The 16,479-nt window shown below is 74.3% G+C and carries 15 protein-coding genes; 9 read left to right on the top strand and 6 right to left on the bottom strand.

What is annotated here, in order from left to right:
• Positions 1–4: 4 nt before the first annotated feature.
• Positions 5–2,260 carry a protein translocase subunit SecD gene (gene secD, locus ABZT47_RS18915; protein WP_354843260.1) on the bottom strand — a complete coding sequence of 752 codons (2,256 nt, stop codon included), beginning with the start codon at positions 2,258–2,260 and terminating at the stop codon, positions 5–7.
• 36 nt (positions 2,261–2,296) lie between these two features.
• Entirely contained in the window at positions 2,297–2,755 is a 459-nt protein-coding gene (locus ABZT47_RS18910; protein ID WP_354843257.1) for a hypothetical protein, read from the bottom strand.
• Positions 2,756–2,906: 151 nt separating this feature from the next.
• Here ABZT47_RS18910 and ABZT47_RS18905 point away from each other — a divergent pair, with 151 nt between their 5' ends.
• The 5 genes from ABZT47_RS18905 to ABZT47_RS18885 all read left to right on the top strand — a co-directional run bounded on the left by ABZT47_RS18905 (position 2,907) and on the right by ABZT47_RS18885 (position 8,056).
• A complete protein-coding gene (locus ABZT47_RS18905) occupies positions 2,907–3,284 on the top strand; it encodes a hypothetical protein (protein WP_354843254.1) in 378 nt (125 codons plus the stop codon).
• A 560-nt stretch (positions 3,285–3,844) separates the two neighbouring features.
• Complete coding sequence (locus tag ABZT47_RS18900; protein ID WP_354843251.1) at positions 3,845–4,186, top strand: TraR/DksA C4-type zinc finger protein; 342 nt, start codon at positions 3,845–3,847, stop codon at positions 4,184–4,186.
• A gap of 54 nt (positions 4,187–4,240) precedes the next feature.
• On the top strand, positions 4,241–5,824 hold the full coding sequence (locus ABZT47_RS18895) for a helix-turn-helix domain-containing protein (protein ID WP_354843248.1): 1,584 nt from the start codon (positions 4,241–4,243) through the stop codon (positions 5,822–5,824).
• Positions 5,825–5,974: 150 nt separating this feature from the next.
• Positions 5,975–7,219 carry an FAD-dependent oxidoreductase gene (locus ABZT47_RS18890; RefSeq protein WP_354843246.1) on the top strand — a complete coding sequence of 415 codons (1,245 nt, stop codon included), beginning with the start codon at positions 5,975–5,977 and terminating at the stop codon, positions 7,217–7,219.
• A gap of 102 nt (positions 7,220–7,321) precedes the next feature.
• On the top strand, positions 7,322–8,056 hold the full coding sequence (locus ABZT47_RS18885; RefSeq protein WP_354843243.1) for a HAMP domain-containing sensor histidine kinase: 735 nt from the start codon (positions 7,322–7,324) through the stop codon (positions 8,054–8,056).
• A 64-nt stretch (positions 8,057–8,120) separates the two neighbouring features.
• Here ABZT47_RS18885 and ABZT47_RS18880 read toward each other — a convergent pair whose 3' ends face one another.
• Complete coding sequence (locus ABZT47_RS18880) at positions 8,121–8,675, bottom strand: GNAT family N-acetyltransferase (RefSeq protein ID WP_354843240.1); 555 nt, start codon at positions 8,673–8,675, stop codon at positions 8,121–8,123.
• A 40-nt stretch (positions 8,676–8,715) separates the two neighbouring features.
• Positions 8,716–9,192 carry a YbaK/EbsC family protein gene (locus ABZT47_RS18875; protein WP_354843237.1) on the bottom strand — a complete coding sequence of 159 codons (477 nt, stop codon included), beginning with the start codon at positions 9,190–9,192 and terminating at the stop codon, positions 8,716–8,718.
• Between the two features lie 129 nt (positions 9,193–9,321).
• Here ABZT47_RS18875 and ABZT47_RS18870 point away from each other — a divergent pair, with 129 nt between their 5' ends.
• On the top strand, positions 9,322–10,203 hold the full coding sequence (locus ABZT47_RS18870; protein WP_354843234.1) for a L,D-transpeptidase family protein: 882 nt from the start codon (positions 9,322–9,324) through the stop codon (positions 10,201–10,203).
• An 11-nt stretch (positions 10,204–10,214) separates the two neighbouring features.
• On the opposite strand, the gene ABZT47_RS18865 is transcribed toward ABZT47_RS18870, so the two are convergent.
• Positions 10,215–11,366, bottom strand: coding sequence for an epoxide hydrolase family protein (locus ABZT47_RS18865; protein WP_354843231.1), 1,152 nt, complete (start codon positions 11,364–11,366; stop codon positions 10,215–10,217).
• A 63-nt stretch (positions 11,367–11,429) separates the two neighbouring features.
• Here ABZT47_RS18865 and ABZT47_RS18860 point away from each other — a divergent pair, with 63 nt between their 5' ends.
• The 3 genes from ABZT47_RS18860 (at position 11,430) to ABZT47_RS18850 (ending at position 15,165) form a co-directional block, all read left to right on the top strand.
• Positions 11,430–12,407 (top strand): YafY family protein, encoded by a 978-nt coding sequence (locus ABZT47_RS18860; protein WP_354843228.1) that lies wholly within the window; start codon positions 11,430–11,432, stop codon positions 12,405–12,407.
• A 615-nt stretch (positions 12,408–13,022) separates the two neighbouring features.
• Complete coding sequence (locus ABZT47_RS18855) at positions 13,023–13,463, top strand: SAV_6107 family HEPN domain-containing protein (RefSeq protein ID WP_354843225.1); 441 nt, start codon at positions 13,023–13,025, stop codon at positions 13,461–13,463.
• 232 nt (positions 13,464–13,695) lie between these two features.
• A complete protein-coding gene (locus ABZT47_RS18850) occupies positions 13,696–15,165 on the top strand; it encodes an FAD-dependent monooxygenase (RefSeq protein WP_354843222.1) in 1,470 nt (489 codons plus the stop codon).
• A 1-nt stretch (position 15,166) separates the two neighbouring features.
• Here ABZT47_RS18850 and ABZT47_RS18845 read toward each other — a convergent pair whose 3' ends face one another.
• Entirely contained in the window at positions 15,167–16,465 is a 1,299-nt protein-coding gene (locus ABZT47_RS18845; RefSeq protein ID WP_354843219.1) for a globin domain-containing protein, read from the bottom strand.
• Between the last annotated feature and the right edge of the window lie 14 nt (positions 16,466–16,479).

Raw genomic sequence — 16,479 nt, 5'->3', positions numbered from 1 at the left:
CCGGCTACAGGACCGCGCCCGTGCCCCGCCGACGGCGCCGGCGCGGTGTGGCCGGCTCGGGCGGCGGTCGCCTGCTGAAGCGTTCGAGCTCGATCGCGAGGGGCCCGGCCACGAGCGCGGAGGACGCGGTCCCGGCCAGGATGCCGACGATGAGCGCGATGGCGAAGTCGCGCAGGGTGCCGTCGCCGAAGACGGTCAGCGCGGTGAGGATGAACAGGGCGCCGAGACCGGTGTTGACGGTACGTGGCACGGTCTGCAGGATCGCCGTGTTGACGACGTCGGCGAAGCGTTCCTGCCGCCGGGTCCGCCACAGTTCGCGTACGCGGTCGAAGACCACCACCTTGTCGTTGATGGAATATCCGATGATGGTCAGCATGGCGGCCAGGAAGACCCCGTCGATGGGCTTGCCCAACCAGGCGAACAGGCCCAGCACCGCGCAGGCGTCCACGACGAGGGCCAGCACCGCGGCCGCGCCGAACGTCCAGCGGAACCTGACGGCCAGGTACAGCAGTTGCGCGGCCAACGCCACGGCGAGTGCGATGAGCGCGTTGCGGCGCAGCTCGTCGCCCAGACTTGGGCCGATCAGCTCGTCGCGTTGCTTGGTCATCTCGCCGAGCGCGCCGTCGAGCGCCCGTTCGACGGCGGTGACCTCCTCGGCGGTGATCTGCCCGGCCCGCACGGACACGACGGTCCCGGAGACCTGCACGTTCGCCGCCGCATGGCCGGCCTCGGCCACCGCCCGCCGCGCCGCTTCGATGTTCACCGGTTGCGCGGCCGCGAACTCGATCATCCGGCCGCCGGTGAACTCGACGCCGTAGTTCAGCCCGTGCAGGACGAGCCCGGCGGTGGCCGCGGCGACCGTGGCGGCGGCCACGACCAGCCATCGCCGGCCCGCGGCCATGAGGCGTGGGTCACGCCGGGTGATCCAGGTTCTGACCCGGCCTCGCGCCGCCAGTCCGGACGACGCCGACAGCCGCGTGCCGGCCCTGCCGATGAGGAGATGGGTCAGCACACGGGTGATGAGCATGGCCGAGGCGAGCGAGGCCAGGACGCCGATGGCCAGCGTCACGCCGAACCCCCGGACCGGACCGGAGGCCAGCCAGAACAACAGCCCGGCGGCCAGGAGCGTGGTGACGGCGGAATCGGAGATGGCGCTCCACGCGTTGGCGAACCCGCGGTCCAGGGCGGCGCGCGGGCCGCGGCGCGGCGCGCGGCCGTACTCTTCCCGCGCGCGTTCGAACACCAGTACGTTGGCGTCGACCGCCATCCCGATGGCCAGGACGAAACCGGCCAGACCCGGCAGCGTGAGGGTCGCTCCGAGGGCGAGCAGGGCGGCGTAGGAGATGAGCCCGTATGCCGCGAGCGCGACGGCGGCCATCAGTCCTGACAGCCGGTAGGTGAGGGCGATGAAGAGCGCGGTGAGCAGGACACCGGCGATCCCCGCCTTGGCGCCGGCCTCGATGGCCTGCGCGCCCAGCGTGGGGCCGACGGTGCGCTGCTCGATCAGCGTGAGCGGGACGGGCAGGGCGCCCCCCTTGATCAACACGGCCAGATCGTCCGCCTGACGATGGGTGAAGGAGCCGGTGATCTGCGTGGAACCGCCAGCGATGCCGGCTTGGCAGGGCACGCGCGCATCGACCTGGGGCGAGGAGATGATCTTGTTGTCCAAGACGATGGCGACACGCCGCTGGGCGTCGCCCGCGCTGTGACAGGCGGCCTCGCCGGTCAGCCGCCGCCAGGCGGCGGCGTCGCGGAAGTCGACCGTGACGAACCAGCCCGGCCCTTGCTGCGGGTCGCTGCGCGCGGCGGCGTCTGTCACCCCGTCGCCGGAGATCATGACGGGGCCGAGCCGCAGGCGCTGCCCGGCCTCGTCGGCCAGAACCTGCCCAGAGGCGCCGGCGTCGTCGGCCTCTCCCCGCACCGGGTGGAAGCCGAGTTGGGCGGTCCTGCCGATGACGTCGGCGGCCTGGCGGGGGTCGAGCACGCCGGGAAGTTCGACGATGATGCGCCGTTCGCCGGAGCGCAGCAGGGTCGGGTCGACCACGCCGAGCGCGTCGGCGCGCCGGCGCAGCACGTCCAGGGCGTGATCGGTGGCCTCGGCGTCGGCCCGGGTCGTGGGCGAGTCCTGGGCCTCGAAGACGAGTTGCGTGCCGCCGCGCAGGTCCAGGCCCAGGCGTGGCGGTATTGTGACGGAGAGTAGCAGGGCGGTGGCGATCAGAAGGAACGTCGCCACCGCGCGCCAGAAGGGCGCGCGTGACATGAGAGCCTCCACGGGCTGAAAGAAAAGGAACGGACGTCAGCGCGTCATGGAGGGGGGCGCCCGTGCCGGAGCACGGCGCCCGGCCGGCTGCGGCGCCGCGCCGGGGTGCCCGGTGATCGTGGTGATGCGCCGCCCGTCAGGGTCCCGCTGCCCGCTGGACGGCGGCATGGCGAGCCACAGCGGCGGCGCGGGCATCTGGCGGGTCGGATGCAGTCGGGGCGGGGCCGCGTCCTGTCCGGCCCGCACCGCAGGGCTGTCCCACCCCGCGGTCGCCGCCTCGGCGATGTCCGCGGCGGTGACAGATGCGACGGTGGTGGACGCCGTACCGGCGGGTGGCGCCGTGGTGATGGACGCGGTACCGGCGGGTGGGGCCACAGTGATGGAGGCCGCGCCGGCGGCGGGTGGCGCCGTGGCCGGCGGATGGACGCCGGCGGGCGCGGGGCCCAGCAGGAAGGCCGACAGCAGGAGCAGGATGGCGGGCAGTCTGCTGCGCACATCTCCTCCTGGCCGGACACGGGGGGTGCGGGGGGTACTGGCCGCCACCGTACCCCACGCCGTCGCCGGTGCGCCGACCACCGATGACGCCGGGAAATACCTTCTATGTCGGGAAATGCCTTTTCCGAGGGGGTGGGCTATGGTCGGCCCTATGACGGGACCGTGGAGAACTCCACGAGGGTCCATCGCGTTCGCCGGCGTGATGGGCCTGGTTCTGTTGTCCCTGGTGCTGGCCGGCGCCGCGTGGACGGCGGGCCGCGGCGGCCCGGCGGTCGCGCAGAGCCCGGCCTCCGGCCCGCAGTGGAAGCCCGGTGCGTGGGACGCCGACCTGTCCGGCCTTCCGCCGCAGGCGGGCGGCGCCCGCGAGCACCACGTGCGGTCCCTGTGGCCGCCCACGCGCGGCGAACGCCACGGCGAACTCGCCCATCTGGCGCTGCTGCCATCGCCGGGCCCGGAGACGGACACGCTGCCCGAGCCTCAGCGACTGGCGCACCTCACCACGGGATCGCGCAGCCCGCCGCTGACCTAGCCGGCGCCTTCCCGTCGGGCTCCGCGGCCACGCGCGCCGCGAAGTCCCGCGACGAGCACCCGGCGCATCTCCGCGCCCGCATCCAGGCTTTCCCCTGGCGCCGGCCCGGGCGTGCCATCGCGCACTGAACCCCTCCGGCTCAGCCGCACCACCAGCGTGGGGCAGGCCAGGTACGCGCTGGAGAGCGTCGCCGACATGACGGCGGGCTCGCCAGGCCGCCTGCCCGCCGCCGCGCGCCCGGGGCGTCGCGGTCCGCGGCGGCGCACCAAGGGCCGCCGCCGCGCCGGCCGAGGCGCCACCTCACGGCTCCCGGACGGCACGGCGCCCCGCAGCACGTCACGGTCCTCGGCCTGACGCGGCCGTGCCGGCGACCGGCCCTGGCGGCCGGCCTCACGCCGTCCGCCGCTGTCGCGGCCCACCGCGCCGCGACTGCGACGGCTCGTTCTCGGTGTCGACGGGCGACGCCCCCGGCCGGGGGACGCGCCGCGAGGCAGAGGTGGCCCGCGCGAGGCCTCCTTCCCAACATCTTCCCGACCCATCACGGAAAGGATCACATGATCATGACCGACGGTCGCACGGCATCACATCTCAGCAGCGTGCAGCTCCAGTCGCTGCGCCAGGAGCTGCGGGAACAGCTTGAGCAGCGCAGCCGGCACCTGCGCGGCCTGCGGGCCCAGGAGGAGGACGGCAGCGGCGCCGACGGCACCTGGCAGGAACTGGCCGTGTCGATCATCGCCGCCGAGCGCACCGTCGCCGAGCTGTCCCAGGCCTGCGACAGACTCGCGGCCGGCGCCTACGGCCGCTGCGCCCACTGCCAGACGCCCATCCCGTTCGAACGGCTCAAGGTACGGCCGCTGGCACGCACCTGCATCGACTGCCAGCGACGGCACGAGGCCGCCTGACACCACGAAAGGGGGCGGGCCCTCCGCCCCCTTTCCGACCACCCGGAGCTGACCGTGATCACATTGGACCGTCTGGTGAACGTGCTCGGCGGGTACGGCGTGCGGCTGTACGGAAATCCCGAGGCGCGCTCGACGTGGCTGCGCAGCGTGGCGATACCGGACGCCACCGACCACCACGTCACCGGCGACGTGCTTCTGGCCGTCGGAACCTCCTCGCTCGCCGAGGCGGTGCGGTGGGCGGCCGCGGCCGAGGCCACGGCGGTCCTGGTGCGCCCCGCCCGCAACGGCACCGGCCGCGAGAGCGGCGGCGGCGGGAGCGGTGCGGACGTCGAGCGGGAGGCCGCCGCCGTCGCCGACCGGCATGGCGTGGCCGTGTTGCTGGCCGACCCCGCCGTCTCCTGGAGCCAGCTGGCCGGCATGGTGTACGGGTTGGTGCTGGAGAGCCGCGAGACGGCCTCGGGACGCGGCCCTACCGACCTGTTCGCCCTGGCCGACAACCTGGCCGACGTCATCGGCGGCGCGGTGACCATCGAGGACCGGCACTCGCAGGTGCTGGCCTACTCCCGCTCCCAGCAGGCGGGTGATCCGGCCCGGCTGGAGACCATCCTCGGACGGCGGGTCCCGGAACGGCTGCGCGAGCTGTTCGAGCGGCAGGAAGTGTTCGCCCGCCTGACGGCGACCGACGAGCCGGTGTTCGTCCCCGCCGATGACCGTTACGGCCTGACCGGGCGGATGGCGGTGGCGGTGCGGGCCGGCCGCGAGTTGCTCGGTTCGGTGTGGGTCGGCTGCGCCGCCCCGCTGACCGGCGCCCACCGCCGGGCGCTGGCCGACGGCGCGCGCACCGTCGCCCTGCACCTGCTGCGCTCGCGGGCCAGCGCCGACCTGGAGCGTCAGGTGGAGTCCGACCTGGTCATCCGACTGCTGGAGGGCAGCGCCGACGCCGCGACGCTGATCAGCCGGCTGGGCCTGGCCCCGCAGGCGATTCGCGTCATCGCGGTCCGCGCGTACACCCCCGACGACCGCCACGCCGCGCTGCTGCTGGCCCTCGAACGGGCCACGACCGGTTTCGGCTGGTCCCGGCCGGGGCGTAGCGCGCTGCTCGGCGACACCCTTTACACGATCCTGCCGGCGGAGCGGACCGAGGCGGCCCGGCAGTGGATCACGGCCCTGCACCGCGATCTGCCCGCCCAGGTGCGCGTCAGAGCCGGGATCGGCGCGCCCGCCGAGGCGGCGGACCTGCCCGCGGGCCGCCAGGAAGCCGACGAGTGCCTGGCTCTGCACGAGAGCGCCGAGCCGGACGCCGTCCCGCCCGCCTACGACGAGTCCTGGGACGACATCCTGCTGCGGCGGCTGCGCGCGGCCGCGCGGACCGGCCGGGCCCCGGCCCGCGGGCCGGTGAGCACGCTGCTGCGGCACGACACCCGTCACGGCACGCGCTTCGTCGCCACGCTGCGGGCCTGGCTGGAAAGCCAGGGCGACCTCACCCTGGCCGCCGAGCGACTCGCGGTGCATCCCAACACCGTCCGCAACCGGCTGCGCAAGATGGGCGAGATCAGCCCGCTGGACCTCTACGACGCCCACCAGCGCCTGGCGATGACCATCATGCTGGCCGCCGTGGAGGAAGAGCCCCGCCGCTGATCTGCGCGGGGCCCGCCGCCGTTCCGAGGGCCGGCGTTGTGCCGGGTCCACAACGGCGGCGCCGCGATTGTCGTCCGCCCACAACGCCGCGGGCCGCCGCCCGGGCCATCCTGGCTGTGACATCGGCATTCGCGCGAGTTGGAGGTCGGCATGGGGGGCAACGGAACGCGATCGGTGATCGTGGTGGGCGCGGGCATCGTGGGTCTGTCGACCGCGTGGTTCCTGCAGGAGCGCGGCGTCCAGGTCGACGTGATCGACCGCGGCGGCGTGGCGGCCGGCGCGTCCTGGGGCAACGCCGGCTGGATCGCGCCGGGCCTGGCCATCCCGCTCAACGAACCCGCCGTCCTGCGCTACGGCCTGCGCTCGCTGCTGAACCCGTCCGCGCCGCTGCACGTGCCCGCGAGCCTCGATCCGGGCCTGTGGAGCTTCCTGGCCCGCTTCGCGGCCAACAGCCACTGGCGGTCGTGGACCCGCGCCGCGCGCGCCGGCCTGCCGCTCAACGACGAATGCGTCGAGGCCTACGAGGTGCTCGCCGCCAACGGCGTGTCCGCCCCGGTCATCGCGGCGCCGATCACCGCGGCGTTCCGCACGCCGCGTCAGGCCGAGAGCCTGCTGCGCGAGCTGCGCAGGCTGGAGGCGGCGGGGCAGCGGGTCGAGCACACCGTGCTGGACGGCGGCCGGCTGGCCGAGCACGTCCCCCTCGCCGGCGGGGCGCTGACGGCGGGGGTGCGAATCGACGGCCAGCGCTACCTCGACCCGGGCGCGTTCGTGCAGGCCCTGGGGGAGGCCGTCGTGCGACGCGGCGCGACCATGTACGCCGCCGAGGTCGACGAGGTGCGCACCGACGCCCGGAAGACGACCGTCCGCTCGGCCACGGGCACCGTGCTGTCCGCCGACGCCGTGGTGCTGGCCACCGGCGCCTGGCTGCCCCGTCTGGCCCGGCAGTGGGGTGTGCGCGTCCCGGTGCGGGCCGGCCGCGGGTACTCCTTCACCGTGCCGGTCGACCATCCTGTCCCCGGCCCCATCTACCTGCCCGGGGAGCGGGTGGCGTGCACCCCGTACCGCGACGGGCTTCGGGTGGCGGGCACCATGGAGTTCCGCGACCCGGACGCCCCGCCGGTGCCCGCCCGGCTGGAGGCCATCATCGCCTCCGCCAGGCCGCTCCTGCGGGGTGTGCACTGGGAGGAGCGCACCGACGCCTGGGTGGGGCCCCGCCCCGTCACCCCGGACGGACGGCCGCTCATCGGCGCGACGGCGGCTCCCACCGTCTACGTGGCGGGAGGCCACGGCATGTGGGGCCTGGCCCACGGCCCGATCACGGGCAGGCTGCTGGCCGAGCAGATCACCACCGGCAAGCAGCCCGCCGCGCTGGCCGACCTCGACCCCCTCCGCTGACGCGGACCGCAGGCGAAGCGCACGGCCCGGCCGATGTCGGAGAGCTTGAGAGAGGAGAAGCGTGAGATGGTTCTTGACCGGTTCGGATTTCACCGGAGGCGCGTGGCCGATCAGGCCAGGAACGGTGTCCTGTTCTCTGATGACCCCTCGCCGCTCAGCGCCACGGCGGCCTGGCAGGCCGCCCAGGCATGGCGATGCCAGTTCGTCGCCGACGCCTCACACGAGCTCCGGACGCCGGTGGCCGGCCTGAGGGTGGAACTCGAGGAGGCTCTCATGCATCCTGAGCAGACCGACCTCCACGAGCTGGCCACACGGGCGCTCAGAAGCGTCGACCGCCTGGAGTCGATCGTGGACGATCTGCTGGCCCTGGCGAGCGTGCGGTCGGGCAGGACCGAGCAACACGAAGACGTCGACCTGTCCGACCTGGTCCGCCGCGTCCTCCAGCGCCGGTCCGATCGCCTTCCGGTCCGGTCGCGGCTGACGCCCGGCGTCATCGTCAGGGTCGCCCCCCTCCAGATCGTCCGCGTCATCAACGGTCTGCTGGACAACGCCCAGCGGCACGCGACCCACGGCGTACGGGTCGAGGTCCACCACGACGGAGCTCACGCCGAACTGGTGGTCATCGACGACGGCAAGGGTGTCGCGAAGGCGGACAGGGAACGGATCTTCGAGCAGTTCAGGCGCACCGACAGCGCCCGCGGCCGGGACCAGGGAGGCGCAGGACTCGGCCTGGCCATCGCGCGCGAGATCGCCGTGGCCCACCGGGGAGGTCTCGAGGTCCGCGAGACCGCCTGCGGCGGCGCGTGCTTCACCCTGCGTCTGCCGTCCCTGACCTGACCTGACCTGGCCTGGCCTGGCCTGGCCTGGCCTGGCCTGGCCTGGCCTGGCCCGGGCGACGGGGTCAGGTGATCGGGCGCAGCGGCAGCGTGCTGCCGACGATGGCGTACCGCTCGTAGCCGCCCGGGAAGACGTACATGCCGATCAGGTCGATGAAGCCCAGCCGCCGGTAGAGATGCCGCGCGGCCGTGGGCTGGTCGTGGGTGGACATCACCGCGGTGCGCTCGCCGCGGCCCGCGCACAGGCCGTGGACCAGCCGGCGGCCGACGCCCTTGCCCTGGTACTCGGGGCGCACGTGGATCTCGGCGATCTCCAGCGCGTTCTCGAACCACGCCGCGGCCCGCGCCGGCCCCTCGCGCTCCTCCAGGGCGCGGCGCACCACGTCGTGCCACCACTGCCCGGGCGAGCCGTGGAAGCCGTACCCGAAGCCGACGACGCGGCCGTCGGTGGTCTCGGCCAGCAGGCAGGTGAAGTCGGGGTAGGTCGCGTGGTTGCGCATGATGCTCTGCCGGCCCGAGAGCTGGTCGCCCGGCGGGCGCATCGCCACCGTGTAGATGTCGATCACGGTGTCCAGCGAGGCGGCGAACTCCTGCGGACCGGCGTGTCGCAGTTCGATCACTTCTCGCACATTAGCAGCACGGCGATCGGCCGCGCCGAGGTCACTCGACCTCGGTCGGCGCGCCTCCGGTCATGCGCAGCAGCTCGTCGTAGGTCGTGGGGAAGACCGTGTGCACGTGGCCGGCCGCGGCCCACACGACCTCGTGCTTGGCGAGCCAGGTGTCGACCAGCGTGCGGATCGGCGCGGGGTGGCCCACAGGGGCGACCCCGCCGATCGCCTGGCCGGTGGCGGCCTTCACGAAGTCGGGCGTGGCGCGCCTCACCTTCGCCGCGCCGACCAGGCCGGCGATCAGGGCGGTGTCCACCCGGTGGGCGCCGCTGGTGAGCACCAGCAGCGGCTCGCCGTCGGCGTCGAAGACCAGGCTGTTGGCGATGGCCCCGACCTCGCACCCCAGCTGGGCGGCGGCCGCGGCGGCCGTCGGCGCCGGATCGGTCAGGACGACGACCTCGCCGGTGGCGCCGGCCTCGCGGAGGGCGTCGGTCACCTTGGTGACGCTCGGATGCAACTTTTCGGGCACGCGGACACTCTAAACAGGTTGACCGGCGTCGGCGATCGATTACATCTCTGTGACCGTACGGGGTCGGGCATGATCGATGCGCTAGGGTCCCGTGAACCGGACGTGGTGCTGACGGAGGGGAGTCCTGACATGACGGCTGGGAGGCGGCTCACGGTCGCGGCGGTGCTGACCGCGGGCGCCGTGCTGGTCTCGGGCGGCGGGATGCCGGGCGCGTGGGCGGCCGCCGGCGCGACACCCCCGCGCGCGGCGCTCACGGCGCTCACCGCCACGACGACGCAGGCGGGTGCCCCCGGCGCGGTCACGGGCGCGGTGCCGGGCGTCACCGGCGTGGTCCGCGCGGGTGCCGCCGGCGCGGTCAGGGCCTTCGCGGCGCCCCACCGCACGCTGAGGCTCGGCGCCAAGGGCGCCGCGGTCAAGGAACTGCAGAACCGCCTGAGCGAGCTCGGCTACGTCCCCGGCAAGATCGACGCCAGGTACGGCGGCACCACCCAGTCCGCGGTGTGGGCCTTCCAGAAGGTCCAGGGCATCAAGCCCACCAGCACGATCACCGCCCGCACCTGGCGGGCGCTGGAAAGCCCCCGGGCGCCCCGCGTGCTGATCCCGAACGGCAAGCCCGACCGCGTGGAGATCGACCTCACCCGGCAGGTCGCCGTCCTGTACCGCGGCGGCCAGGTGCGGCTGATCACCCACGTCTCCTCCGGCAGCGGCATCCCCTACTGCGAGACGGCCACCTGGCAGGGCAAGACGCAGCGGTTCTGCGGCAGCGCCCGCACCCCCACGGGAGACTTCAAGACCACCTGGCGCGCGTCCGGGTGGCACACGTCCTACCTTGGGCAGCTCTACAACCCGATCTTCTTCAACGGCGGCATCGCCCTGCACGGCGCGCTGTCGGTCCCGCTCTACCCGGCCTCCCACGGGTGCGTGCGCCTGCCGATGCACGTCGCCCAGATCCTCCCCGGCCTGCTCGGCGCCGGCGTCCCCGTCCACGTCAGGGGCCGCTTCCAGCGCTGAATGCCGTCCGGTCAGCCCAGGCTCCGGAAGAACGCCCGAAGGTCGGCGATCACCAGGTCGGGGGTCTCCAGGGCCGCGAAGTGGCCGCCCCGCTCGAACTGCGACCAGCGCACCACGTTGTGCGCCTGGTCGGCCAGCGGGCGGACCGAGAAGTCCGTGGGGAACACCGCGACCGCGGTCGGCACCGTCCCGCGCTCCTTCGGCGCCCACATGGTGAGGTCGTTGAACCGCTCGTAGTAGGTGTGCGCCGCCGAGCCCGCGGTGCCGGTGAACCAATAGATGCTCACGTCGGTGAGGATCCGGTCCCGGTCCACCGCGTCCTCGGGGAGCTCGGCGGCCGGGTCCGTCCAGTCCTTGAACTTCTCCACGATCCAGGCGAGCTGACCGGCGGGGGAGTCGTGTAGCGCGGCCGCGACCGTCTGCGGGCGGGTGCCCTGGACCTGCATGTACGCGCCCAGCTTCGCCTGCCAGTCCTTCATCCCGGCCAGCCGCGCACGTTCGGCCTCGGTCAGCGAACCCATGATCGCCGGATCGCCGCCGGGGAACGTGAGCAGGCCGTTGACGTGCACGCCGATGACGCTGTCCGGCGCGGCACGTCCCACCAGCGGGGCGATGAACGCACTGACGTCGCCGCCCTGCACGCCGTACCGGTCGTAGCCGAGCCTGGACATCAGCTCCGCCAGCGCCGCGGCGGTGCGGCCGTCCGTCCAGCCGGTGCCGGGCAGCGTGCCGGAGAAGCCGTACCCCGGCAGCGACGGGATCACCAGGTGGAAGGCGTCGGCGGCCTGGCCGCCGTGGGCCGCGGGGTCGGTGAGCGGGCCGATGAGGTCGAGGAACTCGACGACCGAGCCGGGCCAGCCGTGCAGCAGCAGGAGCGGGGTGGCGTCGGGCTCGGGGGAGCGTACGTGCAGGAAGTGCACCTGCGCGCCGTCCACGGTGGTGGTGAACTGCGGGTACGCGTTGAGCGCCGCCTCCTGGGCGCGCCAGTCGAAGCCGTCGGCCCAGTAGGTGGCGAGCTGCCGCAGGTAGCGGGTCGGCACGCCGCGCTCCCATCCGGTTCCGGGCAGTTCGGGCGCCCAGCGGGTACGGCGCAACCGTTCGTGCAGGTCGTCGAGGTCGGCCTGCGGGATCTGGACGCGGTAAGGCTGGATCTCGTTCGTCATGCCTGTCACGGTATTGGCCATTGGTGTCAGGTTCAGGCACCAATGGTGGCCACAATGGTGCCCATGTTGGAAACCTCCGCGCGGCTGCTGCGCCTGCTGTCGCTCCTGCAGGCACGTACGGACTGGACCGGCGCCGAACTCGCGGGCCGGCTGGAGGTCGGCCTGCGTACCGTGCGGCGGGACGTCGAACGGCTGCGTGAGCTGGGCTATCCGGTGGACGCCACCCCGGGGGTGGCCGGCGGGTACCGGCTCGGCGTGGGGGCCGCGTTGCCGCCGCTGCTGCTCGACGACGAGGAGGCCGTGGCGGTGGCGATCAGCCTGCGTACGGCCGCGACGGGCAGCGTCGCCGGCCTGGAGGAGGCCGCGGTGCGGGCGCTGGTCAAGCTCCAGCAGCTCCTCCCCTCCCGGCTGCGGCACCGGGTGGAGGCGTTCCGCGCGGCGACCGTGGCGCTGCCCGGGGCGGCCGGTCCGGAGGTCGGCGCCGACCTGCTGACCGCGATCGCCGCCGCGTGCCGCGACCGGCGCGGGGTGCGGCTGCGCTACCGGGGGCGCGAGGGCGTCACCGCGCGCGAGGTCGAGCCGCACCGGCTGGTGCACACCCCGCGCCGGTGGTACCTGGTCGCGTGGGACGTGGCCAAGGGGGACTGGCGTACCTTCCGGGTCGACCGGATCGAGGAGCCGCTCGGGCCGCCGGGGGCGCGATTCATGCCGCGCACGCCGCCCGAGGAGGACGCGGCCGCCTACGTCCGGCACGCCATCACCGCGGCGCCGTACACCTACCAGGCCCGCGTCCTCTTCCACGCCCCGCTGGAGGCGGTGGCGCCGCGCACGTCGCCCGGCGCTGGACGGCTGGAGGCCGTGGACGCGCGCACCTGCCTGTTCACGGCGGGATCGAACTCGCTGCGCGAGCTGGCGGTGCACGTGGCGGTGAAGGGGTTCGAATTCGAGGTGCTGGATCCGCCGGAGCTGGTCCCGGTGCTGCGCGAGGTCCGCGACCGCCTCGACCGGGCCGCGACCATGTCGGACTCGGGTTCCGGCTGAAGGAGGGGCCGTTTCCGCGATCACCACAGGGCCCGCGTTGTGGGGGCCGCCGGACCGGGGGCACGGCCGGAGCGCGGTCCGGCTCCGGCCTTGTGTTCGAACCGCTGGTTGACCACATGATCGAACTTGTGTTCGTGAGATGCTTGACATAGCGCGTCATCGAATTTATGTTCGACACAGTGGGGGTGGGACTCGCGGCCCACCCCCACCATCCGGCTGGAGGTGCCGTCCGCGGCGGCCCCTCCACGCGAACCGAAACGGCCGGACGGGGAGAGGGGAAGCTCCTCGTCCGGCCCGAGCGGGCGCCACGTCCATGGGGCGCCGACATCACCACATCGGCGGCGGCACCCAGGGGAGGCGCCGCGGCCGGGCGGACGGCCGCCGGCACACCAGGCCGGTGGGGGGCCGTCCGAGCACCGGAACGTCGGGCGATCACGAGCGGAGGGCTGGCACAGGAAGCGCGGCACCCGCGGCACGTCCGGCGTGCCACGGCGAGGGAGCGAGGAAGCGAGCGTCCGTGACCATGACCAGCGGACCACCGGAATTGTCGGTGGTGTCTGCGACCGTGTTATCACCGGCGGTCACCGCCGGAGCCATGACCCCGAGGAGGGTGGCATGACTCGAGAGTCCGGAGAAGGTCCCCGGGTTTCACAGACGGTGCGCGCGCACCTCACCGACGCGCATTCCTGCCTTGCGGACGCCGCGGCGGCCCGCACCCCCGCCGAGCGTTACGTCTCGGCCCATCTCGCGGCGCTGCGCGCGGCGGCCGCGATCCTCGCGGCGCTGCCCCGGCCGATGGACGGCCGCAGGCGCCGGCTGCGCAGCGCGTGGGAGCTGCTGCCCGAGGCCGAGCCCAGGCTCGCCCGCTGGGCGGCGTACTTCGCCGAGAGCGCCCGCAAGCGGGCGGCCGCCGAGGCCGGCATGGTCCGCGTGGTGTCGGCGCGCGACGCCGACGAACTGATCACCGAGGCCGACACCTTCGTCGGCGTCGTCGAAGACATCCTGGGCCTCCCCGGCCAGTCCGCCCTCCCCGTGAAGGCCCCCTTGGCAGGCTGACCGCCCCCGTGCCCGGCGAGAGACCGGGTGCCCCACGCCGCCGGACGGCCGCGTCCCGGATCCGGTGAGAGCCGGGCGGCTCCTGGCGGGTACGGGCGTGGGTGGGCGCCTGTGCGGGGTGGGTACAGTCGAAAGTGGTCCCCCGTGTGGCCGTCCGGCCGGGCGGTGAGCCACGAACGCCCCCCACGTATTCGCCTGGAGGCGCTGATGGTGCCCTTTCGACACTGATGTCGTGGTCGTGGGCGCGGGGCCGACCGGGCTGCTGCTGGCCGGTGACCTGTGCGCGAGAGGCGTCGGCTGCACGGTCCTCGAACGCGGGGCCCACGGCTCGAACCTCTCCCGGGCGTTCGTCCTGCACGCCCGCTCCCTCGAACAGCTCGACGCCCGCGGCGTCGCCGACGAGCTCATCGCCGGCGGCGTGGTGATCCGCACAATGCGGCTGTTCGGCGATCCTGGTCTCGATCTGTCCCGCCTGCCCTCGCGGTTCCCGTTCGCGTTGTCCACCCCGCAGTACAACACCGAGAACGTGCTGGAGGACCGCGCCGTCGGCCTCGGCGCCGAGATAGTACGGGGGGCCGAGGTCGTCGGGGTGCGCCAGGACGATCAAGGCGTGCTGGTCGACACGCGCGCCGACGGCGCCGCGCGCACGTGGCGGGCCCGCTTCGCCGTCGGCGCCGACGGTGTGCGCAGCACGGTCCGGCAGGCGGTCGGCCTGCCCTTCCCCGGACGGTCGGCCGTCCGGTCGGTGATGCTGGCGGACGTCCGCCTGGCCGAGCCGCCGCCGTGGCCGCTGGCGCTGCACGCCACCGAGGAGGGCTTCTCCTTCATCGCCTCCTACGGGGACGGGTGGTACCGGGTCATCGCCTGGGACCGGCGGCGGCCTCCGGGCGACGCGCCGGTGACGCTTGCGGAGGTGGCGGAGGTCGTCCGCCGCGCCACGGGCCGCGATTTCGGCATGGGCGACGCGCGCTGGCTGTCGCGCTTCCACAGCGACGAGCGGCAGGTGCCGAGCTACCGCGTGGGCCGGGTGCTGCTGGCGGGCGACGCCGCGCACGTGCACTCCCCGGCGGGCGGGCAGGGCATGAACACCGGCCTTCAGGACGCGGCGAACCTGGCGTGGCGGCTCGCGGCCGAGGTGCAGGGATGGGCCTCGCCCACGCTGCTCGACGGCTACGACGCCGAGCGCCGCCCGGTCGGGCGGGCGGTCCTGCGGTTCAGCGGCGCCCTGCTGAGCCTGGCACTGGGCTCCAACCTCCGTACCCGGGCGATCCGGGCGGTCCTGCCGGCCGTCCTTCGCGGCGTGCGGCCGGTCAACGACCGGCTGGCCATGGCCATCTCCGGCCTGGCCGTCGCCTACCCGCCCCCGGAGGGCGTCCCGCGGCCGGCCGGGCGGCGGGCGCCGGACATCCCGCTGGCAGGTGAGCCCGGGAGGCTGTACGAGGCGTTGCGGGGAGGGCGGTTCGTCCTGGTCGTCTCGCCGGACGACCCGGCGTCCGTGGCCGTCCGGCCCGGCGGGCGGGTGGACCGCGTCGCCCCCGAGGAGCGGAGGCGTCCGGCGATGCTGGTGCGGCCGGACGGGTACATCGCGTGGGCCGCCGACAAGGTGCACCCCGGCGCCCGGGCGGTGGGGCTGCGCGCCGCCCTGGCCGCGTGGTGCGGGGAGTCGTCCCCGGCGTCCGTGCGCCGCTCGCTGCGCGCCTGACTCAGGGGCGGGGCAGCCACAGATCGGGCCCGAAGACCTCGTAGTGGATGTCGGAGGCCGGCACTCCGCGCGCGAGCAACTGCGAGCGCGCTTCCCGCATGAACGGCATCGGCCCGCACAGGCAGGCGACCACGCCCTCCGGCAGGTCGACGCCGGTGAGATCCACCCGGCCGATCATCGCCGGCGCCGCCGCGGACCCGGCGGCGCCTCCCGCACGCGCGGCGGTGCCCTGGGCGGTCGTGCGTCCTGTGGGGGCGGTGGCCGGCTGGTCGGCCTGGTCGGCATAACCGGCATGGCCGGCGCGGTCGTCCCGGGCACAGCCGCACTCCTGCTCGTACCAGCGGTGCAGAGTGGCGCCGGGCAGGGCGGCGACCAGGTCCAGCAGCTCCGCGCGGTGGGCATGGTGGGCCGGGGTGCGGTCGGCGTGCGCCACCAGGACCCGGCGGTGCGACCCTGTGGCCGCGAGGTGGTCGAGCATGGAGAGCATGGGCGTGATCCCGATTCCGGCCGAGGCCAGCAGCAGCGGGCCGTCGCCGTGCGGCAGGGTGAGGTCGCCGAACGGCGCCGAGACCGACAGGACGTCTCCGGCGCGCACGCCGGAGTGGAGCAGGGCGGAGACCTCGCCGTCCGGGGCGCCGTCGCCGCGCGCCCGCTTGACGGTGATGCGCCAGTCGCCCCGCTCCGGCGCGCGCGAGAGGCTGTACTGCCGGATCTGCCGGGCCCCGTCGGAAAGGGGGACGGCGACGCTGATGTACTGCCCCGGCCGGAACGACCTGGCGACCTTCGGCCGCAGCGTGAAGGACACGACCTCCGGGGTCTCGCGGCGCCGGTCGATCACCGTCGCCTCCAGCCACCCCTCGCCCGACTCGCGGTAGAGGACCGCCTCCAGGGCGATGAGGGTTCCGGCCATGAGCCAGTACACCTCGTCCCAGGCCGCCGCGACCTCGGGCGTGATCGCCTCGCCGAGGATGTCGCCGATGGCGGCGAAGAGGTACTTGTGCACCAGGACGTACTGGTCGGCGGTGACGCCCAGTGACGCGTGCTTGTTGGCGATGCGGGCGAGCATGGCGTCCGGGGCGGCGCCGGAGCCGACCAGCGAGGCGGCGTAGCCGGCCAGCGCCCCGGCCAGGGCGGCGCGCTGCTCGCCGTTCGCCTGGTTGCCCCGGTTGAAAAGGTCGCGCAGCAGCTCGGGGTTGTCGGCGAACATCGTGTCGTAGAAGCGCGCCGCGATGTCGCCGATGGCGGCGCCGATCGCGGGCAGGGTGGCACGGACGTGCGCGGCCGATTCAAGGGAGAGCACGAATCCTCCTGGAG

It is taken from the genome of Sphaerisporangium sp. NPDC005289 (assembly GCF_040607455.1).
GTDB lineage: Bacteria > Actinomycetota > Actinomycetes > Streptosporangiales > Streptosporangiaceae > Sphaerisporangium > Sphaerisporangium rhizosphaerae.
This window is presented reverse-complemented; position numbering and strand designations above follow the sequence as displayed.

Coding starts and splice junctions, on each gene's coding strand:
- secD (WP_354843260.1), bottom strand. CDS start 2,260: ATGTCACGCGCGCCCTTCTGGCGCGCGGTGGCGACGTTCCTTCTGATC.
- ABZT47_RS18905 (WP_354843254.1), top strand. CDS start 2,907: ATGACGGGACCGTGGAGAACTCCACGAGGGTCCATCGCGTTCGCCGGC.
- ABZT47_RS18900 (WP_354843251.1), top strand. CDS start 3,845: ATGACCGACGGTCGCACGGCATCACATCTCAGCAGCGTGCAGCTCCAG.
- ABZT47_RS18890 (WP_354843246.1), top strand. CDS start 5,975: ATGGGGGGCAACGGAACGCGATCGGTGATCGTGGTGGGCGCGGGCATC.
- ABZT47_RS18870 (WP_354843234.1), top strand. CDS start 9,322: ATGACGGCTGGGAGGCGGCTCACGGTCGCGGCGGTGCTGACCGCGGGC.
- ABZT47_RS18865 (WP_354843231.1), bottom strand. CDS start 11,366: ATGACGAACGAGATCCAGCCTTACCGCGTCCAGATCCCGCAGGCCGAC.
- ABZT47_RS18860 (WP_354843228.1), top strand. CDS start 11,430: ATGTTGGAAACCTCCGCGCGGCTGCTGCGCCTGCTGTCGCTCCTGCAG.
- ABZT47_RS18855 (WP_354843225.1), top strand. CDS start 13,023: ATGACTCGAGAGTCCGGAGAAGGTCCCCGGGTTTCACAGACGGTGCGC.